This is a genomic window from Amycolatopsis sp. NPDC034160 (genome assembly GCF_055575355.1).
In genome coordinates this window covers 126,466-149,115 of sequence record NZ_JBVISU010000006.1, presented here as the reverse complement: position 1 = coordinate 149,115, position 22,650 = coordinate 126,466, and the positions used below count along the sequence as shown (strand labels likewise).

At 69.2% G+C, this 22,650-nt stretch carries 25 protein-coding genes; 7 read left to right on the top strand and 18 right to left on the bottom strand.

All coding sequences use genetic code 11. The annotated features are described in order from the left end of the window. Positions 1 to 54 precede the first annotated feature (54 nt). Positions 55 to 2,832: a DEAD/DEAH box helicase gene (locus ACZ54P_RS15785; protein ID WP_465462242.1), complete on the bottom strand. Its 2,778-nt coding sequence runs from the start codon at positions 2,830 to 2,832 to the stop codon at positions 55 to 57. Positions 2,833 to 2,944: 112 nt separating this feature from the next. On the opposite strand from ACZ54P_RS15785, the gene ACZ54P_RS15780 reads away from it, so the two are divergent. Further along, on the top strand, positions 2,945 to 3,541 hold the full coding sequence (locus ACZ54P_RS15780) for a hypothetical protein (protein WP_465462241.1): 597 nt from the start codon (positions 2,945 to 2,947) through the stop codon (positions 3,539 to 3,541). Positions 3,542 to 3,627: 86 nt separating this feature from the next. Here the strand turns inward: ACZ54P_RS15780 and ACZ54P_RS15775 are convergent, their stop codons facing one another. The 7 genes from ACZ54P_RS15775 to ACZ54P_RS15745 all read right to left on the bottom strand — a co-directional run bounded on the left by ACZ54P_RS15775 (position 3,628) and on the right by ACZ54P_RS15745 (position 8,563). Then, positions 3,628 to 4,503, bottom strand: coding sequence for a diacylglycerol/lipid kinase family protein (locus tag ACZ54P_RS15775; RefSeq protein WP_465462240.1), 876 nt, complete (start codon positions 4,501 to 4,503; stop codon positions 3,628 to 3,630). A 5-nt stretch (positions 4,504 to 4,508) separates the two neighbouring features. Continuing rightward, complete coding sequence (tatC, locus tag ACZ54P_RS15770) at positions 4,509 to 5,480, bottom strand: twin-arginine translocase subunit TatC (RefSeq protein ID WP_465462239.1); 972 nt, start codon at positions 5,478 to 5,480, stop codon at positions 4,509 to 4,511. A gap of 95 nt (positions 5,481 to 5,575) precedes the next feature. Continuing rightward, a complete protein-coding gene (gene tatA, locus ACZ54P_RS15765) occupies positions 5,576 to 5,911 on the bottom strand; it encodes a Sec-independent protein translocase subunit TatA (RefSeq protein ID WP_465462238.1) in 336 nt (111 codons plus the stop codon). Positions 5,912 to 5,948: 37 nt separating this feature from the next. After that, positions 5,949 to 6,158, bottom strand: coding sequence for a bacteriophage holin (locus tag ACZ54P_RS15760; RefSeq protein ID WP_465462237.1), 210 nt, complete (start codon positions 6,156 to 6,158; stop codon positions 5,949 to 5,951). 9 nt (positions 6,159 to 6,167) lie between these two features. Further along, on the bottom strand, positions 6,168 to 7,145 hold the full coding sequence (locus tag ACZ54P_RS15755; protein ID WP_465462236.1) for a helix-turn-helix transcriptional regulator: 978 nt from the start codon (positions 7,143 to 7,145) through the stop codon (positions 6,168 to 6,170). Then, positions 7,142 to 8,122 (bottom strand): helix-turn-helix transcriptional regulator, encoded by a 981-nt coding sequence (locus tag ACZ54P_RS15750; RefSeq protein ID WP_465462235.1) that lies wholly within the window; start codon positions 8,120 to 8,122, stop codon positions 7,142 to 7,144. The genes ACZ54P_RS15755 and ACZ54P_RS15750 overlap by 4 nt, the downstream gene beginning before the upstream one ends. Positions 8,123 to 8,131: 9 nt before the next feature. Continuing rightward, the gene (locus ACZ54P_RS15745) at positions 8,132 to 8,563 is read right to left on the bottom strand and encodes a winged helix-turn-helix transcriptional regulator (protein ID WP_465462349.1); all 432 of its coding nucleotides are present in this window, start codon (positions 8,561 to 8,563) and stop codon (positions 8,132 to 8,134) included. A gap of 103 nt (positions 8,564 to 8,666) precedes the next feature. Between ACZ54P_RS15745 and ACZ54P_RS15740 the strand changes: the two genes are divergently transcribed. From ACZ54P_RS15740 to ACZ54P_RS15730, 3 genes are read left to right on the top strand one after another with little or no spacing between them, the layout of a single operon-like run. Beyond that, positions 8,667 to 9,611: an NADP-dependent oxidoreductase gene (locus ACZ54P_RS15740; RefSeq protein ID WP_465462234.1), complete on the top strand. Its 945-nt coding sequence runs from the start codon at positions 8,667 to 8,669 to the stop codon at positions 9,609 to 9,611. 32 nt (positions 9,612 to 9,643) lie between these two features. Continuing rightward, complete coding sequence (locus ACZ54P_RS15735) at positions 9,644 to 10,096, top strand: SRPBCC family protein (RefSeq protein WP_465462233.1); 453 nt, start codon at positions 9,644 to 9,646, stop codon at positions 10,094 to 10,096. Next, on the top strand, positions 10,093 to 10,791 hold the full coding sequence (locus ACZ54P_RS15730) for an SDR family oxidoreductase (protein ID WP_465462232.1): 699 nt from the start codon (positions 10,093 to 10,095) through the stop codon (positions 10,789 to 10,791). Before ACZ54P_RS15735 ends, ACZ54P_RS15730 begins: the two co-directional genes overlap by 4 nt. On the opposite strand, the gene ACZ54P_RS15725 is transcribed toward ACZ54P_RS15730, so the two are convergent. The 3 genes from ACZ54P_RS15725 to ACZ54P_RS15715 form a co-directional block, all read right to left on the bottom strand. Then, entirely contained in the window at positions 10,788 to 11,666 is an 879-nt protein-coding gene (locus tag ACZ54P_RS15725; RefSeq protein ID WP_465462231.1) for a TIGR03620 family F420-dependent LLM class oxidoreductase, read from the bottom strand. The genes ACZ54P_RS15730 and ACZ54P_RS15725 overlap by 4 nt on opposite strands. Before the next feature lie 71 nt (positions 11,667 to 11,737). Beyond that, positions 11,738 to 12,079 (bottom strand): ArsR/SmtB family transcription factor, encoded by a 342-nt coding sequence (locus tag ACZ54P_RS15720; RefSeq protein ID WP_465462230.1) that lies wholly within the window; start codon positions 12,077 to 12,079, stop codon positions 11,738 to 11,740. Positions 12,080 to 12,106: 27 nt separating this feature from the next. Beyond that, positions 12,107 to 13,000, bottom strand: a complete 894-nt coding sequence (locus ACZ54P_RS15715) for an NADP-dependent oxidoreductase (protein ID WP_465462229.1) — start codon at positions 12,998 to 13,000, stop codon at positions 12,107 to 12,109. A 70-nt stretch (positions 13,001 to 13,070) separates the two neighbouring features. On the opposite strand from ACZ54P_RS15715, the gene ACZ54P_RS15710 reads away from it, so the two are divergent. Beyond that, positions 13,071 to 13,676, top strand: coding sequence for a TetR/AcrR family transcriptional regulator (locus ACZ54P_RS15710; protein WP_465462228.1), 606 nt, complete (start codon positions 13,071 to 13,073; stop codon positions 13,674 to 13,676). Positions 13,677 to 13,708: 32 nt separating this feature from the next. Here the strand turns inward: ACZ54P_RS15710 and ACZ54P_RS15705 are convergent, their stop codons facing one another. Together ACZ54P_RS15705 and pafA are read right to left on the bottom strand one after the other, a co-directional pair. After that, on the bottom strand, positions 13,709 to 14,746 hold the full coding sequence (locus ACZ54P_RS15705) for a WD40/YVTN/BNR-like repeat-containing protein (RefSeq protein ID WP_465462227.1): 1,038 nt from the start codon (positions 14,744 to 14,746) through the stop codon (positions 13,709 to 13,711). A 79-nt stretch (positions 14,747 to 14,825) separates the two neighbouring features. Continuing rightward, positions 14,826 to 16,184 (bottom strand): Pup--protein ligase, encoded by a 1,359-nt coding sequence (gene pafA, locus ACZ54P_RS15700; RefSeq protein WP_007035399.1) that lies wholly within the window; start codon positions 16,182 to 16,184, stop codon positions 14,826 to 14,828. A gap of 147 nt (positions 16,185 to 16,331) precedes the next feature. Between pafA and ACZ54P_RS15695 the strand changes: the two genes are divergently transcribed. Further along, positions 16,332 to 17,810, top strand: coding sequence for a phosphatase PAP2 family protein (locus tag ACZ54P_RS15695; protein ID WP_465462226.1), 1,479 nt, complete (start codon positions 16,332 to 16,334; stop codon positions 17,808 to 17,810). Between the two features lie 132 nt (positions 17,811 to 17,942). Here ACZ54P_RS15695 and prcA read toward each other — a convergent pair whose 3' ends face one another. From prcA to dop, 4 genes are all read right to left on the bottom strand, one after another. Beyond that, a complete protein-coding gene (prcA, locus tag ACZ54P_RS15690; protein ID WP_465462225.1) occupies positions 17,943 to 18,698 on the bottom strand; it encodes a proteasome subunit alpha in 756 nt (251 codons plus the stop codon). Between the two features lie 49 nt (positions 18,699 to 18,747). Next, positions 18,748 to 19,584 carry a proteasome subunit beta gene (prcB, locus tag ACZ54P_RS15685; RefSeq protein WP_465462224.1) on the bottom strand — a complete coding sequence of 279 codons (837 nt, stop codon included), beginning with the start codon at positions 19,582 to 19,584 and terminating at the stop codon, positions 18,748 to 18,750. A 73-nt stretch (positions 19,585 to 19,657) separates the two neighbouring features. Next, the gene (locus ACZ54P_RS15680; protein WP_037319666.1) at positions 19,658 to 19,852 is read right to left on the bottom strand and encodes a ubiquitin-like protein Pup; all 195 of its coding nucleotides are present in this window, start codon (positions 19,850 to 19,852) and stop codon (positions 19,658 to 19,660) included. A gap of 97 nt (positions 19,853 to 19,949) precedes the next feature. Continuing rightward, positions 19,950 to 21,452 carry a depupylase/deamidase Dop gene (gene dop, locus ACZ54P_RS15675; protein ID WP_465462223.1) on the bottom strand — a complete coding sequence of 501 codons (1,503 nt, stop codon included), beginning with the start codon at positions 21,450 to 21,452 and terminating at the stop codon, positions 19,950 to 19,952. A gap of 43 nt (positions 21,453 to 21,495) precedes the next feature. Here dop and ACZ54P_RS15670 point away from each other — a divergent pair, with 43 nt between their 5' ends. Beyond that, entirely contained in the window at positions 21,496 to 22,014 is a 519-nt protein-coding gene (locus ACZ54P_RS15670) for an NUDIX hydrolase (protein WP_465462222.1), read from the top strand. Here ACZ54P_RS15670 and ACZ54P_RS15665 read toward each other — a convergent pair. Next, positions 22,011 to 22,613 carry a hypothetical protein gene (locus tag ACZ54P_RS15665; RefSeq protein ID WP_465462221.1) on the bottom strand — a complete coding sequence of 201 codons (603 nt, stop codon included), beginning with the start codon at positions 22,611 to 22,613 and terminating at the stop codon, positions 22,011 to 22,013. The genes ACZ54P_RS15670 and ACZ54P_RS15665 overlap by 4 nt on opposite strands. Positions 22,614 to 22,650 lie beyond the last annotated feature (37 nt).

Below are 22,650 nucleotides of genomic sequence, written 5' to 3'. Positions count from 1 at the left end.
CACCGGTGGCGGCGCCGAATCCGCCGGTCAGCCCAATGGTCCCGTCGAGTCTCGCTACGCACTGCCTGCCGCGACGACGCCACGCCGCAGGGCCTTCACCGCGTCCGAAGCGGCCGCCCCGACCGGATCGGCCCTCCCGAGGACGTCGCGGATCTGGTCCAGCAGGTCGATGACCTGCCGTGACCAGCGGACGAAGTCGCCGGCGGACAGCTCCTGCCCGTTCGCCTCGGCGGCGGTGAGGACCTTCTCCAGCGATTCGCCGCGTGCCCAGCGGTAGATGGGCCAGGCGAAGCCGGCGTCCGGTTCGCGAGTGCGCTCCAGCTTGTGCCGTCGCTCGTCCTCGGTGAGTTCCATCCACAGCCGCGTGGTCGCCTGCCAGGCGTCGACCACTTTGCCGGCGGGCAGCCGCGGCTCCCCCGCGATGTCGCGGCGCGCCTCGAAGACCAGCGTCGAGACGACGGCCGCGAGTTCGGCGGGAGCCAGCCCCTGCCAGACGCCGTTCCGGATGCATTCGGCGGCGAGCAGGTCGGATTCGCTGTAGAGGCGGGTGAGCCGTTTGCCGTGCTCGGTCACGCGGTCCTCGCCGTCGCCCTTGGATTCGGGGCCGAGGTAGCCCCGCTCGCCGAGCAGCCGCAGGATGCGGTCGAAGGCGCGCGCGAGCGAGTGCGTGGTCGCGGCGACCTTGCGTTCCAGTTGCTCGGTCTCCGCCGAGAGACGCTGGTGCCGCTCGACCCAGCGCAGATTCGCCTCGCGTTCGGCCAGCCCGTGGCAAGGATGCGCCCGCAGCGCACGCCGCAACGCGGCCAGCTCACCGTCCTCATTGGCCCCGGTGCGGCGCTTTTGCCTGCCGGGCAAGGAAATTCCCGCGTTGCGGAGACTCGCGGCGATGTCACGACGGGTCTTCGGGGAGCGCAGCTCGATGTGCTTGGGCAGCTTGATGTTCCCCAGCGCCTCGACGGGCGACGGGAAGTCGGAGACCGAGAGCGGGCCGGACCAGCGGTCCTCGGTGACCACGACGGGACGCGGTTCGCGGATCGGGTCGAGCCCCGGGTCGACGACGACCGCGAGCCCCGCGCGCCTACCCGCGGGCACGGCGATGACGTCTCCCTTGCGGAGTTTCTCCAGCGACTCGGCCGTGCCAGCCCGCCGCGCGGAGGTGTTCTGTCGCGAGAGCGCCTTCTCCCTCGCCGAGATCTTCGCGCGCAGCTCGACGTATTCGAGCATGTCGTCGAAGTCCCCGGTGATGGCGGAGGTGTAGCCCCGCAGGGCCTCCTTGTTCCGCTCGATCCGCCGCGCCAGCCCGACCACGGACCGGTCGGCCTGGAACTGCGCGAACGACTGCTCCAGCAGGTCGCGGGCCGCTTCGGCGCCGACCTGCGCGACCAGGTTCACCGCCATGTTGTAGCCGGGCCGGAACGACGACCGCAGCGGGTACGTCCGGGTCGAGGCGAGACCGCCGACCTGTTTCGGGTCGATGCCCGGCTGCCAGGCCACGACGGCATGGCCTTCGACGTCGATCCCACGCCGCCCGGCCCGCCCGGTGAGCTGCGTGTACTCCCCCGGTGTCAGGTCGACGTGTGCCTCGCCGTTGTACTTCACCAGCCGTTCGAGGACCACGGTGCGCGCGGGCATGTTGATCCCGAGCGCGAGCGTCTCGGTGGCGAACACGACCTTCACCAGGCCTTGGACGAACAGTTCCTCGACGGTCTCCTTGAACGCCGGAAGCAGCCCGGCGTGGTGCCCGGCGATGCCGCGTTCGAGCGCCTCACGCCATTCCCAGAAGCCGAGGACGCCGAGATCGCCTTCGGGCAGGTCCTTGGTGCGCTCGGCGACGATGCGGCGGACCTTCTCGACCTCTTCGGGGCCGTTGAGCCGCAGGCCGGACCGGACGCACTGGCCGACGGCGGCGTCGCAGCCCGCGCGGGAGAAGATGAACACGATCGCGGGAAGCAGACCGGCGTTGTCCAGGCGCTCGACCGTGTCGGTGCGCGACGGGGGCCGGTACCTCGGCATCCGAGACGGCGCCCCTCGCCGTCCTCTCGGCCCGCGCAACCCGGCCGGGGCGAAACGTCCGCCGATCTCCTCGGTGCGGCGCAGCAGGCTGGGGTTGATGCGCAGTTCGCTGCCGGGCGCGTTCTCCTCCTGCCCGGCGAAGAGGTCCATCAGCCGGTTGCCGACCAGCATGTGCTGCCACAGCGGCACCGGACGGTGCTCGTCCACCACGACGGTGGTGTCACCGCGGACCTCGACGAGCCATTCGCCGAACTCCTCGGCGTTGCTCACCGTCGCCGACAGGCCGACGACCCGGACGTGCTCGGGCAGATGGAGGATGACCTCTTCCCAGACCGCGCCGCGGAACCGGTCGGCAAGGTAGTGGACCTCGTCCATCACGACGTAGGCGAGTTCGCCGATGGTCGAAGACCCGGCGTAGAGCATGTTGCGCAGTACCTCGGTGGTCATGACCACGACCTGCGCGTTGCCGTTGATCGAAGTGTCACCGGTGAGCAGACCGACGGCGTCGGCGCCGTAGCGGCCGACGAGGTCGGCGTATTTCTGGTTCGACAACGCCTTGATCGGCGTCGTGTAGAAGCATTTGCGCCCCTCGGCGAGGGCGAGGTGCACCGCGAACTCGCCGACCACGGTCTTCCCGGCGCCGGTGGGCGCGCAGACGAGCACGCCATGTCCGTCTTCGAGCGCCTCGCACCCGCGGATCTGGAAATCGTCGAACTCGAACGCCGACTCCGCGGCGAACCGGGTCAGCTGGGGGTATCGAGCGCGGCGCCGGGAGGCCGCGTACGCCTCGGCCGGGGTCTGAGAAGGGCTGTTGACCACTTCGTCAGGGTTCCATACCCCACCGACAGTTCGCACTCGGTGTGACGATCACGGGAACGGTGACCACACCCGCGGCATCCAAGGGGGCGCTTTCCGACCGAGAGGGGATCCCATGGAGCTCGCTTGTCCGCAGTGCGCGCAGGTCGACCAGGTGCAGAGCGTGCCGGCGGTGTTCCAAAGCGGGCAGACCACCTACCGGGTGCAAGGGTCGATGGCGGCTGTCCCGGCCGGTGACGGCGTGGTCTACACCGCGACCTCGCACCGCGGCGTGTCGGTGACCGCGACCGCGGCGGCGCTCAACCCGTATCCGGTGGTCCGCGGCGGCGGCTGCTTCCTGACGCTGGCACTGCTCATGCTGATCCCCGCGTTCGTGTTCGTCTCGTTCGCCAGGGACGTGCTCGCCGAGAACCCCGCTCCGACCGCCGGCGCCCGGGCGGGCCAGCTGATCGGTGTGTGGATCTTCCCGTTCGGGACGTTCGCGCTGGTGGCGTTGTTCGCGGTGCTGTTCGTGCTGCGGCTCCGGCGGAACGCGCGGATCCGCCGGGGCATCCCCGCCGCGCTGGACCGCTGGCGGCAGGCGTGGTTCTGCCACCGTTGCGGTGGGGTGTTCTTCCCACGTGGTGAGTTGATGTCGGCCGCGGCGTTCCGGGGCCAGGTATGGCGGGCGGGCGGCTACGCCGGGGTCAGTCGCGACGTCAGGGGGTCGTGAGTGATTTGGGTCGTTCTACCGGGCATAGAAGCACCAACCGGACACCCGGTCGCAAGGATATGTCCTTTGTGGACTTCCCTGGCCCCTCAGCCGAGGACGGTGAGCGCGCCAGGCACACAGGTGATGTCGATCGGCAGCCCGCCCAGCGGCTCGCCGTCGGCGTAGACGGGCAGGTCGCTGCCGGCGAGGTGGATTTCGCTGGCTTTCAACGTCCGGACCGCCGGATGCGCGAGGTGTTCGCCCTTGCGGACGCCGGGCAGCATGCGGAGCAGGTCGCGCCTGGTGGCCTTCCCGACGACCGTGACGTCGAAGAGGCCGTCTTCGGGGTCCGCTCCCGGGCAGATCGGCATTCCGCCGCCGTAGAACGGGGTGTTGCCGACGGCGATCATGGTGGCGTCGACTTCGATCGTTTCGACGTCGGTGCGGAGCACGACCGGCCAGGTGCGGAAGGCCGCCAGTTCGGCCAGGATCGCGACGTCGTAGCGGCGCGGACCGCGAGGCCAGGTCAGCCGGTTGGCGCGTTCGGTGACCAGCGCGTCGAAGCCGGAGCACAGGACGGTCGCGAACCATTCGCCGCCGGCGCGGCCGAGATCGATCCTCCGCCGCTTCCCCTTTGCGATCCGCCTGGCAACGAGATCGGCGGCCGCGTGCGGGCTCTCCGGAATGCCGAGCGCCCTGGCGAAGTCGTTGCCGGTGCCCGCGGGCACGAGTCCGAGGGCGACGCCGGATTCGGCGCAGAACTGCACGCCCTGATGCGCCGCGCCATCGCCGCCGAGTACGACGAGGACGTCCAGCCCTGCCGCGCGCGAGTCGGTCATCAGCGCGCGGGATTCCTCCACGGTGTTGGCGACGAGGACGTCGAGCCGGTCCACGGCGGGCCGCAGCCGCGCCGCGACCGACTCCATCAGCCGTCCCGCCGCCCCGTTGCCGGAGGCGGGGTGCACGGCCAGTGCCGCGTGCATCCCGATCAGGTGACGTGGTCGGTACTGGTCCGCTTGCCACCGGTGGTGGCCGGGGGTTCGTCGTCGATCTTGCTCGGCGTGTAGTCGAACGGCGCGGCCTCGTCGTCGTCGAGCTGGTCCCAGCCCTCGGTGCCGCGTTCCTTGTCGAGCTTGCGGTCGTGGAAGCGCGCGATCTGGATGGCCAATTCCAGGAGCACCACGAGCGCACCCGCCAAGGCGATCATCGAGAACGGGTCCGAACCGGGCGTCGCGAAGGCAGCGAAGACGAACACGACCATGATCAGGCCGCGACGCCACTTCTTCAGCGTCTGGTACTTCAGGACGCCAACGCGGTTCAGCATCACCACGAACAACGGGAGTTCGAAGCTGACGCCGAAGATCAGCAGCAGCGACAGGATGAACGAGATGTACTTGTCACCGGTGAGGGCGGTGATGAACTGGTCGCCACCGAAGTTCATCAGCAGTTCGAGAGCATGCGGGATGAGCAGGTACGCCAGCACGGCGCCGGTGGCGAAGAGGATCGACGCGAAGAAGACGAAGGTGAGCGCGTACTTGCGCTCCTTCGAATAGAGGCCGGGCGCGATGAACGCCCAGATCTGATAGAGCCACAGCGGCGCCAGCAGCACCGCCCCCGCGGCGAGACCGACCTTCAGCTGGATCATGAAGGCTTCGAACGGCACCGTCTGGAGCAGCTGGCAGGGGCCGTCGATCCTTCCGCCGAGCCTGCGCTGGTACGGGATACCGCAGTACGGACCGGTCATGATGTCGCCCAGCGACGGGATCGGGCCCACCCTGGTCTGGAACCAGAGGAAGCCGATGATCCCGCCGGCCACGATGGCGAGCAGCGCGAAGCCCAGACGGCGCCGGAACTCGTAGATGTGCTCGATGAGCGTCATCGTGCCGTCGGGGTTGCTCCGGCGACTGCGCTTGCGCCGCTTCGGCGCGCGGCGCTCCTCACCCGAGGCGGAATCCGCCACTGAACAGTCCGTTCTCGTCAGGGTCCACCATGAGCGCGCCGGGACTTCGACGCGCTCATCCGCGAACAGGCTCCGCTTGGCTTACTGAAGACCGCTCAGCTGGCGTTCTTCTGCGCCTGCTCGGCCGGAGCGGGCGTGGCGGCCTGCTGCTTCTTGAGCTCGTCGAGCTGACGCTGGAGGTCGGCGACCTGCTTGTCCTGCACGGTCGAGGCGGCGGGCGCCGGCGTGGTCGCCTGCGGCAGCTGCTTGGTCTCGACCTCTTCGGTCTCGGCGGCCTTGTCCTTGTCTCCGGCCAAATCCTTGGTCTCGGCCTTGAAGATCTTCATGGACTTGCCGATGGACCGCGCGGCGTCCGGAAGCCTCTTGGCGCCGAACAGCAGGACAACGACGAGCACCAGGATGATGATGTGCCACGGCTGCAGCGCGTTCATCGTTTGCGGCCTCCTTCTCGAGTCTCTGAGTGTGATGTTACCGGTCTTCGAGCCCACGTCGTTCCGCGATCGCCACGCGCAGCGCGGCCGACCGGGCGCGAAGGAGCCCTGTCCGTTTTCGGGTGTTCGTAGCCACCATGCTCATCGTATGGGTGAGCACGCGCAAGACTCCGCGTAATTTGACCAGCAGAACAAAGAGGGCGATCAGCCCGGCGACGGCGAGCGCGATGCTCGGCAGGTACGACACGGCGTCACCCTACTGCTCGTAGGTTGACGCAAGGTGACGTGCCCGCGCCAGCGCGTCGGCCGCCCGGCGACGAACCGCCTCCCCCAGCGCGGCCGGGCTCTCGACCTGCGCGTCTCCGCCCAGCCCGAGGATCAGCCGGACCATCCAGGACTCGTCCGCGTAGCGCATCCGGATCCGCAGCCGTCCGCCGTCGAGCTCGTCGAGTTCCTCGCACGGGTAGTACTCGGCTACCCAGCGTGCGTCGGGATCGAGTGTCAGAACGGCTTCCTGCTGATCGGGACGCGGGCGGAAGACACCGTCGGAAATGTCGGTCGGCCGGGCGTGCGCCGGCGGGACGGCGGGTTCGTCGAGCACGGTGAGCTCGTCGATGCGGTCCAGCCGGAACAGCCGGACGTCCTCGGCACGGCGGCACCACGCTTCGAGGTAGCCGACGGCCTGGACGATCAGCAGCCGCATCGGGTCGACGGTGCGTTCGGTGATCTCGTCCTTGGACGCGGTGTAGTACCGGATCCGCAACGCCCGCTTCGCGGTGAGCGCGGCACGGACGGCTTCGCGGGTGCGGGCGGTCTTCTTGCCTTCGCGGACTCCCCCGCTGACGACGATTCCCGACGGCTGCGCCTGCCCAGCGGCGGCTTCGATCTTCGCGATGGCGCGGCGGACGGCGTCGGCGTCGAGGACACCGGGCGTCTCGGCGAGCGCTCGCAGTGCGACGAGCATGGCCGTCGCCTCACCACCGGTGAGCCGCAGCGGGCGGTTCATCCCGGCGTCGTGGGTGACGACGATCGTGTCGCCCTCGAAGGAGAGGTCGATCAGGTCACCGGGTCCGTAACCGGGCAGCCCGCACATCCACAGCAGTTCGAGGTCCTTGCGCAGCTGCTTGGGCGAGACGTCGAAGTCGGCGGCGGCGTCGGTGATCTTGATACCGGGCCGGGCGAGCAGGTACGGCACAAGCGCCAGCAGACGCGACATCCGGCCGGTGGCGCTCATCGGGCACCACCGGCGTGCGCGATGGCTTCGAGGCGGCTGAGGACCGACTTCGCGAGGACATCGGGTTCGAGGACCAGGACGTCCGGGCCGTGGGCGGTGAGCCAGTCGGCGGCGGATTCGGGGTAGTACAGCTCGATCTCCACGAGGTCGCCTTCTTCTCCCCCGGCGTCGCTGCGGCCGACGACACGGCCGCGGCGGCGGACCCCGGCCGCCCGGCCGTCGGCGACCCAGACGCTGGCGGTGGTCGGCGCCGACGGGTCCTCACCGCTGCTGGCCGACACCATCCGCAGCAGGTTGACCCCTTCCGGTCGTTCGACGACGCCGGGTCTCCCGATCGGCTCGACCTTCCCGGTGACGCGCGAAAGACGGAAGCAGCGGGGTGCGCCGCGATCCCGGTCGTGCCCGACGACGTACCAGCGGGCACGCCACGACACCACGCCCCAGGGTTCGAGGGTGCGGATCTTGCGTTCGGCGGAACCACTGCGCCGGTACTCGAAGCGGACCGCCTGCCCGGCCTGGACGGCGGCGAGCAGCGGGCCGAACGCCGGTTCGGCGCGCACGCGGGGTTCGACGACGGTCGGGGCGTTGTCGTCCACCTCGACCCCGGCGGCGCGCAGCTTCACCAACGCGCCTTGCGCCTCACCGGTCAGTTCCGGGGAATCCCACAGCCGTACGGCCAGGCCGACGGCGGTCGCTTCGTCGGGTGCGAGGTCGATTTCGCCGAGCTCGTAGTCGCGGCGCGCGATCCGGTAGCCGTCGATGGCGTCGAAGGCGGAGTTGCGTCCGGTCTCCAGCGGGATACCGAGCTCGCGCAGTTCGGTCTTGTCGCGCTCGAACATGCGGAAGTAGGCCTCGTCGCTGGCCGCGTCGGCATACCCGGGCACGATGCCCCGGATCCGCTCGGCGGTGAGGTACTGCCGGGTGGACAGGAGGGCCAGAACCAGGTTGACCAGACGTTCGGCGCGTGCGGTGGACACCCGGCTACCCTAGCCCGCGCCGTCCGACCCGATGGGGAGAGTCGCCGATCGCGCGTCGTAACGGTCTCTGGCGGACTCGACCTCGTCGAACCGCGTCTCGGCCCAGTCCTTGATCCCGGCCAGCAGCTCACGGAGGCTCCGGCCAAGCTCGGTCAGTTCGTAGTCGACCCGGACCGGTACACACGCGGTGACGGTGCGGGTCAGCAGACCGTCCCGCTCCAAGGTGCGCAGTGTCTGCGTGAGCATTTTCTGGCTGACGCCGGCGATCCGGCGGGAGAGGTCGCTGTAGCGCTGGGGCCCGTCGCCGAGCGCGACCAGGACCAGACTGACCCATTTGCCCGAGACCTCGTCGAGCAGCTTCCGGGCCGGACAGGCGGCGAGGTAGGCGTCGTAGGCCCGTTTCTCCTCGTTCCGCCGTTCCTGTGCCGTGCGCGTGACCACGGTCGCCGTACCTCCGCGTGAGTTGGGCACCTCGAAGTGCGTACTTCCCGAAGGAGAGTAACTCCCCATACGTTCGCTCCGAACGAGCCCTTGGAGGAGAACGATGCGCGCAGTGGTGGTCCGCCGGTTCGGCGGCCCGGAGGTCCTGGAGTTCACCGAGATCCCGGTGCCCGAACCGGGAACCGGTCAGGTACGGGTGCAGGTGGCCGCGGCCGGGGTCAACCCGGTCGACGCCGCGACCCGCTCGGGTTTCCTGACCGAGGCGGGGATCATCCCGCCGGTCGAAGTGCTCGGAATCGGCTGGGATGTGGCCGGAACGGTCGACGCGGTAGGCGACGCTGTCACCGGGTTCGCCGCGGGCGACACCGTGATCGGCCTGCGGGATCGGCCGGCGACCGCGCTCGGCGCCTACGCCGAATACGTCGTGCTCGACGCGGACGCGATCGCCGCCGCCCCGGTGACGGTGTCCACTGTGGAGGCCGCGACCCTCCCACTGAACGCTCTCACCGCGGCCCAGGCGCTCGACCTGCTCGATTTACCGCCGGGAGCGACGGTCTTGGTGACCGGGGCAGCGGGCGCTGTCGGCGGGTACGCGGTCGCCTTGGCCAAGGCGCGCGGTTTCCGCGTGGTGGCCGTCGCCGGTCCCGCCGACGAGGCACTGGTCCGAGGCTTCGGCGCGGAGGCTTTCGTGGCCCGGGGCGACTTCCTGGCCGACCGCGTGCGGTCGGAGGTCCCCGGCGGTGTCGACGCGGCCCTGGACACGGCACTGCTCGGTCTCGAAGCCTTGGACGCCGTCGCGAGCCGCGGGCGGTTCGTGGTCTTCGCGGCCGGAGCCGCCCCGATTCCCTTGCGCGGTATCAAGGTCGAGCACGTCTGGATCCGCGCGGACGGCGCCGCGCTCGCCGAACTGGCGACCCTGGTCGATGAAGGCGTGCTCGCCCTGCGGGTCGCGGACACCTTGCCCTTGGACGAGGTGGTGAAAGCACACGAGCGCCTTGCCGCCGGCGGACTCCGCGGGCGACTCGTGCTGACCAACCCCATAAGTTGACGCTTAATTAAGGCTGCGGTTATCTTCGCATCATGGACAACGACGAAATCCGGCTCGAACTCCGGCGCGAGTATCCGGACCCGATCGAAGACGTCTGGTCGGCACTCACCGAATCCGAGCGCACGGCCCGCTGGATCGGCACGTGGACAGGCAACCCAGGAGTCGGCAACACGGTCATGCTGCTGATGACCGCGGAGGAAGGTTCCGAACCGGCGCCCGCTGTTGTCCGCGAATGCGATCCACCGAAGCGGCTGGCCATGGATCTGCACAACACCGACGAGCCGACCTGGCGGGTGGAGCTGACCCTGACCCCGCACGGCGACGGAACACTGCTCGACTTCGTGCACCGGATGCCCAAACCCGATTGGGACACCTCGGACATCGCCAAGGGCTGGCACTTCTATCTCGACCGGCTCGGCGCTTCCCTCTCCGGCGAACCGGTGCCCGATTGGGACACGTACACGCCACCTAGTTTGGAGGCATGAACGATCGAGTACTGCTGATCACCGGCGCCTCCCGCGGCCTCGGCGAGGCCACCGCCCGACGGGCCGCGGCGGCCGGGTTCCGGCTGGCGTTGCTCGCCCGCGACCGCGAGGCGCTGCTCCCCCTCATCGCCGAGTTCGGTGAGGATCGCGTCCTCGCGCTCTCGGTGGACGTCACCGATTGGCACTCGCTGGCGTCCGCGGTCGAGACGGTGAAGAACACCTTCGGCGCGCTGGACGCGGTGTTCGCCAACGCGGGGCAAAGCGTCGTGGTGTCGTTCTTCGGCGACGGCGGCGCGGACCCCGAACAGTGGCGGGACATGGTGCTGACCAACGTCTACGGCACCGCACTCACCGCGAGGGCGACCCTGCCGTCACTGGCGGAGTCGAAGGGACATCTCGTGCTCACCGGTTCGGTCGCCGGGCGCTATCACCGGCCGGGCAACCTCTACTCGGCGACGAAATGGGCGGTGACCGGACTCGCCGGATCCATCCGCGAGGAGGCCGTTGGTACCGGCGTCCGGGTCACCGTGGTGCAACCGGGGCTGGTCGACACCTCGATGATCCCGGAGGACTCGAAGTCCAAGCCGAAGCTGGTACCCGACGACATCGCGAGGGCGGTGCTCTACGCACTGGAGCAGCCGCCCTCGGTCGACGTCAACGAGATCGTGGTCCGGCCGACCGGACAGGTCCGCTAGCGCGTGGCGGCGGGCCGGGGCAGCAACGCCTCGGCCAGCCGCCGCCAGTGCGGCATGGCCGATTCGCCGGGCTCGACGCCGATCATCTGGACCCCGACGTGGTCGGCGCCGGCGTCGAGATGTGCGTGCAGTTTCGCGACGACGGTGTCGAGGTCGCCCCAGAACACGAGGTCGTCGACGAGCCGATCGCTGCCGCGGCCTCCGTCGAGATCGGCTTCGGTGTAGCCGAGACGGAGGTACTTGGCGACGTTGTACTTCGACGTCAGATAGACGTGCAGGTGTTCGCGGGCGATCTCCCGCGCCCTGGCCGGATCCGTTTCGAACAGCACGGCGTGCTCGACGCCGAGGAAGGCCTGGTCCCCCAGCACTTCCCTCGCCTGGGCGGTATGCGACACCGGCACGTGATAGGTGTGCGCGCCCTCGGAACGGTCCCGGGCCAGTTCGAGCATCTTCGGTCCGTAGGCGGCCAGCAGCCGTCGTATCGGCGCGGCGGGCAGCGGGTTGGCGCTGGTGACCGTGTCGAGTTCGTCGAGGTAGGCGTTCATCGCCTCCAGCGGCTTGACTCCGGGCTGCGCGCCACCGAAGCCGAGCCCCAGGACGTGACGGCCCGGATAGGCGTCGGCCAGCAAGAGCGCCGCGCCACGGGCCCAGCGCGCCCCGCGGGAGCCGATCCGCGCGATCCCGTTGACCACGGAGATCCGTTCGGTGGACGCCAGCAGGAATCCGGCGTGAGTCAGCGCCTCGCGGCCGTCCCGTTCCGGGATCCAGATCGCGGGCCAGCCGAGTTCTTCCAGTTCCCGCACCGAATCCCGCAGCATGGCGGCCGGCTGATCTTCGAAGTCGAACGTCCAGATCCCGAAACGCCCCAGTTCCATCTGTCTCTCCTTGAGTCGAGTCCTACATATCGAAGTATCGCAGATTTTCGATATGTCATTCCCGGCGAGGGTCAGATGGCGCGTCCCAGCAGGTCGACGAGCTGCGCGATCCGCTGTTCGTCACGCCGGTAGTGCGTCCACTTCCCCACCCGGGTGGAGCGGACGAGCCCAGCACGCTGCAGCAAGGCCATATACGCCGACACGGTGGACTGCGCGAGCCCCAGCTTCTCCTGGAGATGACTCACGCAGACCCCGACCTCGTTCTGATCGGCGATGGCCCGCTCGGGCGGGAAATGCCGGTCCGGTTCGCGCAACCAGCCGAGCACCTGGAGCCGGACCGGGTTGGCAAGCGCCTTGAACACCTCGACCAGGTGCTCGGTGGCGTCCGGGTCGGGATCTGCGTGTGCGATCATGATCCTCCGAGCTTAAGCCGTTCCTCCTCAGACGAGGATGACCCGGCGCCCACGCGTGTGACCCGCCCGGCTGTCGATCTGCGCCTGCGCGGCCTCGGCGAGCGAGTACGACTTCTCGACCGGGATGTGAAGCCTTCCCCTCGCGATGAGTTCGGCGGCCTCGACGAGCGCGTCCGGCACGCTCCCGGCCACGCCGGAGAACCGGACGCCGAGGTCCGGAGCGCCGAGGTCGGCGATGGAGACGACCTTCCGCGGATCCCCGGTCAACTCGACGAGTTCACGGATCACTCCGGAACCCGCCAGATCGAGAGCCGCGTCCACCCGGCCCAGCGCACGCACCCGCTCGACCCAGCCCTCGTCGTACGTCGTGACGAGAGCGCCCAAGCCGCGCAGATAGTCCTGGTTCGCCGCGCCCGCGATACCGATCACCTTGATGCCGCGGTCCCGCGCGATCTGGAGCACCGCCGATCCGACGCCTCCAGAAGCGCCGCTGACGAGCAACGTCCGCCCCGGCTCGACCCCGACCTCCCGGACGAGGCGCAGCGCGGTTTCCACCACTGAGGGATATCCGGCCGCCTCCTCGAACGTCAGCCCCTCCGGCATCCGGGCCCAAGCCGTCAGCACGGCGAACTCGGCATAAGTGTTCAGACCTTCACCGAACACGCGATCGCCGATTTCCACGCCTTCGACGCCGTCGCCGATCTCGTCCACCACACCGGCGGCGTCCAGCCCGACCCCGGAGGGCAACTCGATCGGATGAGCCCCCAGAACCTGACCTTCACGCAGTCTCCAATCGACGGGATTCACCCCGGCCGCCCGCACCGCGACCCGTACCTGACCGGGTCCCGCGTGCGGCTCCTCCGCATCCAGAAGCCGCAAGACATCGGGACCACCGAACTCGGCGAAACTCACTCTCTTCATGCGATCGACCGTAACACTAACAGTTAGTGTTTTGAAACAAATACTGTTTTGGATCTGATAGTGTCTGCTCATGACAGAGCCGCTGGGACGCCGTGAGCGCAAGAAGGCCGCGACGCGCCAGAGGATCGCCGAAACCGCGTTGCGCCTCTTCCTGGACCGCGGGTACGACGAAGTCGGCATCCGTGACGTGGCCACCGAGGCCGACGTGGCCGTCACGACGCTCTTCTCCCACTTCACCTCGAAAGAGGCACTGGTCTTCGAGCTGGACGCGGACTTCGAACACGGCCTCACCAAGGCAGTCACCGACCGCGCTCCGGGCGAGCCGCTCATCGCCGCGCTGCGCCGGGAAATCCTGACCCAGGTGCGCCACTGCGCCTCGGCCGACGCCGCACCGGTCTGGCGCATGATCGACGGGTCATCCGCGCTGCGTGAGTACGAGGAGTTGATGAGGCTGCGCCACGCGAAGTCGCTGGCGGCTGCCATCGCCACCGACGTCGGCGCGCCGCGGCCCACGACGGCCTGCCGCGCGATCGCGCGGTTCGTGGTCGACGCCCATTCGCTGGCCCGCGAGGCGGGCGACCCGGACGCGGCGGTGGACGAGATCTTCCGGATGATCGATGCGGCCTGGGCGTCGACCGACCGCGTTCAGGCCCCTGATAGCGAGGCCGGGTCGTGAGTGGCGATTCGGGTGAGAACCCGAATCGCCACTCACGACAGCCGGGCGGCCCTGCCTTTCGCGCCGCTAGCCCAGCACGCACCGCGGGCGCAATCGACCGAGTCGAGCGAGCCCGTGTCGAAGGACTGCCAATGCCGTCCACCGTCGGGGCTCAGGTCGCTTCCGCCGGGTCCGACGGCGATGACCGTGTTCCCCAGCCAGGCCAGACCCGAGCGGTAACCGACGGGAGCCTCCGACGGCGTCCGCCAGGTGCGTCCCTTGTCCGCGCTCAACGCCACAGCGGGACCGGGCGCGTTCGGGACCGCGTAGTCGCCGCCGATGGCGACACCATGGCGCGGGTCCCGGAACGTCACGGAGAAGACCCCGGCGGAGGCGCCGCTGGGCAGTGGCGTGTCGGCCGCTTCCCAGGTCTTCCCACCGTCACCCGAGTGCAGGACCCGGGCACGGGCACCACCTCCGGTGGCGATCCAGGCGTCGCGCGGACCCGAAGTGGTGAGGCACTGGCCGCTCGCGGCGAAGCCGAACTCGCCGTCCAGCGCGGGGACCATGCCTTCGGCGGGAACCTGCTGCCAGGTGCGGCCGCCGTCCACAGTGGACCGCAGCCGGAACTTCCCGTCGACCGGATCGCTCATCGCGAGGCCACGGCGGTGGTCGAAGAACGCGAGACAGTCGTAGAAGGCGGCCGGTTCAGGGTTCTGGAACGACAGTCGCCAGCTCTTGCCGCCGTCGTCGGTGCGGTAGATCCGGGACGCCTCACCAGGCCCGATGGACAGCGCGACGGCGTGATCGGCGTCGAAGGCCTCGATATCCCGGAAATCGAGCGCCGCGGTGTCCGGCGGCGCGACGGGCTGCCAGGTGCGGCCGCGGTCGGTGGTCCGCAGAATGGTGCCCCTGCTGCCGCTGACCCACGCCGTACGGGAATCCACCGCGGAGAGACCGCGCAACTGGGCGTCCGTGCCCGTCGGGGTCTCCGTCCAAGCGGGATCGGGACAGTCCGGCGTGGCCTGCGCGACGCCGGTGAACGCCAGCGGAACGACCGCTCCCAGCAGGACAAGCAACGCACGGCGCATCGGCGCACCTCTCCCTCGAAGATCCGTGAAGGCCACCTTAAGGGACTCTGATCCCCTCAAGGTGGCCTTCACGGACCAATCAAAGTGAGCTGATCAGCCGCTCGACCCGTTCGTCGACCGAGCGGAACGGGTCCTTGCACAGCACGGTCCGCTGCGCCTGGTCGTTCAGCTTGAGGTGCACCCAGTCCACGGTGAAGTCCCGCCCGGCGGCCTGCGCGGCGGCGATGAAGTCACCGCGCAGCTTCGCCCGCGTGGTCTGCGGCGGGGTGTCCTTGGCCAATTCGATCTCGCCGTCGTCGGTGACCCGGCGGACCAGACCCTTGCGCTGCAGTAGGTCGAAGATGCCGCGGCCGCGCCGGATGTCGTGGTAGGCCAGGTCGAGCTGCGCGATCCGCGGGCTCGACAGGTCGAGGTCGTGCTTGTTGCGGTAGCGCTCGACCAGCCGGTGCTTGATCGCCCAGTCGATCTCGGTGTCGATCTTGCTGAAGTCCTGCTGCTCGACGGCTTCCAGCGCGCGGCCCCACAGCTCGACGACCCGCTCGGACTGCGGCGAAGAACCGGTCTCCTTGACGTGCTGGACGGCGCGGGCGTGGTACTCACGCTGGATGTCGAGCGCGGACGCCTCCCGGCCGCCGGCGAGCCGGACCTGGCGGCGGCCGGTGAGGTCGTGGCTGATCTCGCGGATGGCCCTTATCGGGTTGTCCAGGGTGAAGTCGCGGAACTGGACGCCCGCCTCGATCATCTCCAGCACCAGGTTCGCCGACCCGACCTTCAGCATCGTGGTCGGTTCGGCCATGTTCGAATCGCCGACGATCACGTGCAGGCGCCGGTAACGCTCGGCGTCCGCGTGCGGCTCGTCGCGGGTGTTGATGATCGGCCGGGACCGCGTCGTCGCGCTCGACACGCCTTCCCAGATGTGTTCCGCTCGCTGGGACAGGCAGTACACCGCGCCGCGCGGCGTCTGCAGCACCTTGCCCGCGCCGCAGATCAGCTGCCGGGTCACCAGGAACGGCAGCAGCACGTCCGCGATCCGGGAGAACTCCCCGGCACGGGTCACCAGGTAGTTCTCGTGACAGCCGTAGGAGTTGCCCGCCGAGTCGGTGTTGTTCTTGAACAGGAAGATGTCGCCGCCGATGCCCTCGTCCGCCAGCCGCCGCTCGGCGTCGACCAGGAGGTCCTCGAGGATCCGCTCCCCAGCCTTGTCGTGCGTGACGAGCTGCACGAGGTCGTCACATTCGGCCGTGGCGTATTCCGGGTGGGAACCCACGTCGAGATAGAGCCGGGAGCCGTTCGACAGGAAGACGTTCGACGAACGTCCCCAGGACACGACACGCCGAAACAGGTAACGCGCCACTTCATCCGGGGAGAGCCTGCGTTGCCCGTGAAAGGTGCACGTGACCCCGAATTCGGTCTCGATGCCAAAGATCCGCCGCTGCATCCCATCAGAGTAGGCGGTGAGGACCGCCTGACGGTGCGCCGTTCGGGCGGCGACACGCGGTCGGTACGTTGCATTCGGTGAAAGGTGTGCGGGAAGTCCCGATCGGGTATCACGCACATGTCGACCTGACCCGGAAGCGGTGAAACCGTGTTAAAGCAGCTCAAACGCCCTTTCCGCAAGGTCGGCCGGACCGACCGACGGCTGATGGTCCGGAGTGCGAGGCTCCCGAGGACCGGAGCCGACGACGTCATCACGGCACTTTCCAAAAGTGCGGACAAATCCAAACTCTGGTGGTGTGTCGCCGTCCTGCTCGCGGCGAAGAAGGGTCCCACCCGCCGGGGTGCTCTCCGCGGCGTGGCCGCCATCGCGGGGGCCAGTGCCGCGGCGAACCTGGTCGGCAAGCCGCTGTTCCCCCGCCGCCGTCCCGCGGCCGAAGAGGTGCCGATGCACCGGCGCCTCGTCCGCCGTCCGACCTCGTCGTCGTTCCCGTCCGGGCACTCGGCGTCCGCGGCCGCCTTCGTCACGGCCGTCGCGATGGAATCCCCCAAAACCGGCGCGGCCCTGGTCCCGCTGGCCGCCGCCGTGGCTTACTCCCGCGTCCACACCGGCGTCCACTGGCCCAGTGACGTCGGCGTGGGTATCGGCATCGGCATCGGCGCGGGCCTGCTCACCCGGCACTGGTGGCCGTTGAATCCCGACGTCCCCGGGCGCACCGCGCACACCGCCGAAGCCCCCGAAATGCGCGACGGCGAGGACATGCTGGTCCTGGTCAACCCACTGTCCGGGATCGACGGCCGCGACCCGACCGAAGACGTCCGCTTCGCCTGGCCGAAGGCCACCGTGCTGTATCCGGACCCCAAGCAGGACCTGCGCCAACAGCTCTGCGACGAGATCGCCGCCCGCGACAACACCGTGCGGGCGCTCGGCGTCGCCGGCGGGGACGGGACGGTCGCCGCGGTGGCCGCCGTCGCGGCCGACCACGACCTGCCGCTCGCGCTCATCCCGGCGGGTACCCTCAACCACTTCGCGCGCGACGTCGGCATGCGCTCGATGCCCGACGCCGACGCCGCCACCGAAGCGGGCAACGCCGTCGGCGTCGATCTCGGCGAAGTCGAGATCAACGATCAGGACGACCACCGCTACTTCGTCAACACCGCGAGCCTTGGCGGCTATCCGGAGATGGTGCGGCTACGGGAAAAGCTCCAGAAGCGGCACCCCAAGTGGCCGTCCGCGGCGATCGCGCTCGCCCGCACGCTCCGGCGCGCGAAGCCGCTGGAAGTGACCCTCAACGGCAAGCAGGCCAGCATCTGGCTGCTGTTCGTCGGCAACGGCACCTACGCGCCGAAGGGGCTCGCGCCCTCGCACCGCCCGGCACTCGATACCGGCCTTCTCGACGTCCGCTACCTGCGCGCCGACCTGCCGTACTCGCGGGCGCGGTTCATCCTGGCCACGATCACGAACAGCCTCAACGCCAGCCACGTCTACCAGGAACTCGACCTGCCGGAACTGCACGTCAAGCTGCTCAACGGCAACCGCCGCGTCGCCACCGACGGTGAGGTCGGACCACTCGGCAAGGACTTCCGGTTCCGGTCGCGGCCCAGCGCGCTGACCATCTACCGGCTCTGAGGGGCGGCCGCGCCCGAAATCAGGCCTTCACGGACTTCCCGACTCAAAGCTGCCGGTGAGGGGTGGGCCGGGTTGGTCGTGAGTGGCGATTCGGGCTCTAACCCGAATCGCCACTCACGACCCCGCTCAGTCCTACTTGGACTCACCTTCGGGCTTGTCGCCCTCGGCCTTGTCCGTCTCTGGCTCCTCCGGCTCGACGGGCAGCAGCGCGTCCAGCGCCGCCCCGGCGACCCTCCGGAACTTGCGGTTGCGCCGCTCCCGCTCCAGGACCGCGACCTCGAGCTTCACCGGGTCCGAGTCGCCGTTCGTGGGTGCCGGGGTGTTGGCGCGCAACGCCTTCACCGCGACGCCGAGCGCGGCTTCCAGCTCCATGTCCGGCTCGAAGCTGTCCTTGAGCTTCGTGGTGAGCGTGTCGGCCTGACCGCCCATCACGACGAACTTCGGCTCGTCGTAGATCGAACCGTCGTAGGTCAACCGGTACAGCTGGTCCTCGGCCGCGGTCGCGCCGACCTCCGCGACGCAGACCTCCACCTCGAACGGCTTCAGCTGCTCAGTGAAGATGCTGCCCAGCGTCGCGGCGTACGCGTTCGCCAGCGCACGCGCGCTGACGTCCCGCCGGTCGTACTGGTAACCCTTCAGGTCCGCGTGCCGGATACCGGCGACCCGCAGGTTCTCGAACTCGCTGTACCGGCCCACGGCCGCGAAACCGATCCGGTCGTAGATCTCCGACACCTTGTGCAACGTCGCCGAGGGGTTCTCGGCCACGAACAGCACGCCACCGCGGTACTTGAGCACGACCACGCTCCGACCGCGCGCGATGCCCTTGCGCGCGATCTCGGAACGCTCCCGCATCAGCTGCTCGGGAGAGGCGTACAACGGCATCGTCACTGTGGTGCTCCGCTCTTTCTGGCTCTCATCGGAAGGGACAGGGGGACGGCTAGCGTCCGCGCGCGGCCCGCGCGGCCACGACGGCCTCGGCCACCGCGGTCGTCTGCTCCACCGGCACGGCGACGGCACCCTGTTCCGCGGTGACCGTGACGACCGTCGGGAAGATCCGGCGCACCAGATCCGGCCCGCCGGTCGCGCTGTCGTCGTCCGCCGCGTCGTACAGCGCCTCGACCGCCACGCGGATGGCGCCTTCGGCGTCCGCGTCCGGGTCGTAAAGCTTCTTCAGCGCGCCCTTCGCGAACAGCGAACCCGAACCGATGGCGTGATACCCGGCGCGCTCCTCGTAACGCCCGCCCGTGGGGTCGTACGACACGATCCTGCCCGCGTGCTTGGCGTCTTCCGCCTCGAGGTCGTAGCCGACGAACAGCGGCAGCACGGCCAAGCCCGCCATCGCCATCTCCAGGTTGGACTTCACCAGCCCGGCGAGCTTGTTCGTCTTACCGTCGAGCGAGAGCGAAACACCCTCGATCTTCTCGTAGTGCGCCAGTTCGACCGCGTACAACCGCACCATCTCGATCGCCAGCCCGGCCGAACCCGCGATCCCCACCGCCGAATACTCGTCGGTGACGTGCACCTTCTCCATGTCGCGCGACGCGATCAGGTTGCCCGACGTCGCCCGCCGGTCACCGGCGATCAGCACCCCGCCCGCGAACTTGACCGCGACGATCGTCGTACCGTGCGGCGCGTCGAGCCCCGCCGCCCCGGCCGCGACCCGTCGCCCGGGAAGCAACTCGGGCGCCTGCGCCCGAAGGAAATCCGAGAACGACGAGGTCGCAGACGAGAAGTACGCGGCGGGCAGCGCCGACTTACCCGAGGTGTGTTCCATACGTGCTCAAAGTTCCAATCTGTGTGATCCGCCGGCTCCGCACCGGCGGCCGCGCGGGCCGCCGGAAGACGAGCTACTCGCCGCCCTTTTGCACGTACGCGCGGACGAAGTCCTCGGCGTTCTCCTCGAGTACGTCGTCGATCTCGTCGAGGATCGTGTCGACGTCCTCACCGAGCTTCTCGCGTCGCTCCTGGCCGGCCGGACCGCCGTCCTCGAACTCTTCGTCCGAGTCGCCGCCGCCGTGCTTTTCGATCTTTTCCTGAGCCATCTCGCCTCCCGGTGCAGCCGATGTTTCCTAGCCTACCCAGCGGTCCCGACATTCCGCGGGATCCGTGATCGCTTAACACTGAGGAAAGGAGAACCCGCTAGTCCGAACCGGTGAGTGCCTCCACCAGTTCCTCGGCGGTCGCCGAGTCGTCCAGCAGCTTCCCCACGTGGGCCTTCGTGCCCCGCAACGGCTCCAACGTCGGGATCCGCACCAGCGATTCCCTGCCGACGTCGAAGATGACCGAATCCCACGACGCCGCGGCGATGGAGTTGGCGTACTTCTCCAGCGTGCGGCCCCGGAAATAGGCCCTGGTGTCCGAAGGCGGCGTCGTGACCGCCTCCAGCACCTCCTCCTCGGTCACCAGGCGCTTCATCGAGCCCCTGGTGACGAGCCTGTTGTACAGGCCCTTGTCCAGCCGGACATCCGAGTACTGCAGGTCGACCAGCCGCAGGCGCGGCGCGCCCCAGCCCAGCTGGTCCCGCGCGCGGTAGCCCTCGAGCAACCGCAGCTTGGCGGGCCAGTCGAGCCTGTCCGCACATTCCTGGGGATCCCGCGCCAGCGCGTCCAGGATCTCGCCCCAGACCCGCAGGACCTCCTTGGACGCCTCGTCCGCGCCGGTGCGCTCCAGATTCGCCGACGCGATCTCGTGATAGGCGAACTGCAGGTCCAGCCCGGTGTACTTCCGACCGTTGGCCAGCGACACCTTCGCCTTCAGCGTCGGGTCGTGGCTGATCTGGTGCACCGCGCGCACCGGCTCGTCCAGCTTGAGGTCGTCGAACCGGATGCCCGCCTCGATCAGGTCCAGCACCAGCGCCGTCGTCCCGACCTTGAGGTAGGTCGAGTACTCGGCCAGGTTCGCGTCTCCGATGATGACGTGCAGCCTGCGGTACTTGTCCGCGTCGGCGTGCGGCTCGTCGCGGGTGTTGATGATCCCGCGTTTGAGCGTGGTCTCCAGGCCGACCTCGACCTCGATGTAGTCGGAGCGCTGCGAGAGCTGGAAACCGGCTTCCTCGCTCTGCTGGCCGATCCCGACCCGGCCCGAACCGGTCATCACCTGACGGGAGGCGAAGAACGGCGTCAGCCCGCCGATCACCGCGGTGAACGGCGTCGACCGCTGCATCAGGTAGTTCTCGTGCGTGCCGTAGCTCGCGCCCTTGCCGTCGACGTTGTTCTTGTACAGCTGCAACGGTGGCTGCCCGGGGACGGTGGCGGCCTTGCGCGCCGCCTCCTCCATGACCCGTTCGCCCGCCTTGTCCCAGATGACCGCGTCGCGCGCGTTCGTCACCTCGGGTGCCGAGTACTCCGGGTGAGCGTGGTCGACGTACAGCCGCGCGCCGTTGGTCAGGATCACATTGGCCGCGCCAAGGTCATCCACGTCCGGGTCGTGCCCAGGGCCGCTCGGCCCGGTCAGGTCGAACCCGCGGGCGTCACGCAAGGGCGATTCGACCTCGTAGTCCCACCGTGCCCGCCTTGCCCGCGGGATGTCGGCCGCGGCCGCGTAGGCCAGCACGACTTGAGTCGAGGTGAGTACCGGGTTCGCCGTCGCGTCGCCCGGCACCGCGATGCCGTACTCGACTTCGGTTCCCATGATCCGCCGCATACCCACCACCCTACGGGGTCGGAGCCGTGCGACGATGCCCCCCATGTCAGGCAGTGACGAACTCGTTGCGCTCTATGACCTCGGCGGAACCGTGGTGGGGGCGGCCGCCCGCTCCCGGGTGCGTGCCGAGAACCTGTGGCACGCCGCCGGCGTGGTCTTGGTCCGTTCGAGTGATGGAAACTCCGTCTACGTGCACCTGCGCACACCCACGAAGGACGTCTATCCCTCCACTTGGGACTGCTGGGCGGGCGGCATCGTCGCGGTGGGTGAGACCCCGGAGGACTGCGCGCGCCGCGAGCTGGCTGAAGAACTCGGTGTTCACGGAGTGGAACTACAGCCGCTTTTCGTCCACATCACCGACGACGGCACGATCCGGTGCCACAACTTCGCCTTCGAGGTCCGCTGGGACGGCCCCTTCGTGCATCAGCCGTCCGAAGTCGTCGAAGGACGATGGCTGACGCTGGACGAACTGCGTTCGTGGCTCGAGGATCCGGAGAGCTTGTTCGTGCCGGACGGACGGCTCGGGGCGTTGGAGTGGTTCCGGCGGGAAGCCGCCCGCTAGGCCGAACGGAGGCGCTGCGCCACGATCGGCAGCAACCGCCGCGCCGCGTCGGCCGCCCGCGCCTCGGTCCCGGCGGTCACGCTGAGCGCGGAAACGAGCTTCCCCTTGGCGAGCAACACCGTGCACGTCTTGCCTTCGCACCAGGCGCGCTGCGCTTCGACACCGGGCTGCCTCGTCAACGTGAGCTTCTTGCCCTCGCAGACCGCCCGGGTGACGACGTCCGAGGCGTCGCGGTCGGTGTACTCGGTGACCTGATGCTCCAGCGTCGAGCCGCTCGGGTACGACCACGCCGTCGAGCGGCTCGTGCCGCGGGTGAGACCGGTCAGACAGCCGGACATCTTGCTCTCGCCCGGGACGACCTCTTCCTCGGCGACGTCCTCGTCTGTCAGCAACGCGGCGGAAACGGCCGCGGGGACCGGGGCCGAGGTCGGCGGCGGCACCGGCGCGGCCTGCGGCTCGACCGAAGGCCGCGTGGGTCCGACCGTGGGCGTCGGCGCCGGGTCGTCGTAATAGGTGTCGAGGTCGTTGGGACGGTCGGCGCATCCGGACAAGCCGAACAACGCGACCGTCGCCACCGCGAGCACCTGCCGATGACGCACCCTCAAGCCTCCCCGGTGTCCCGCCAGTGGTTTGCCG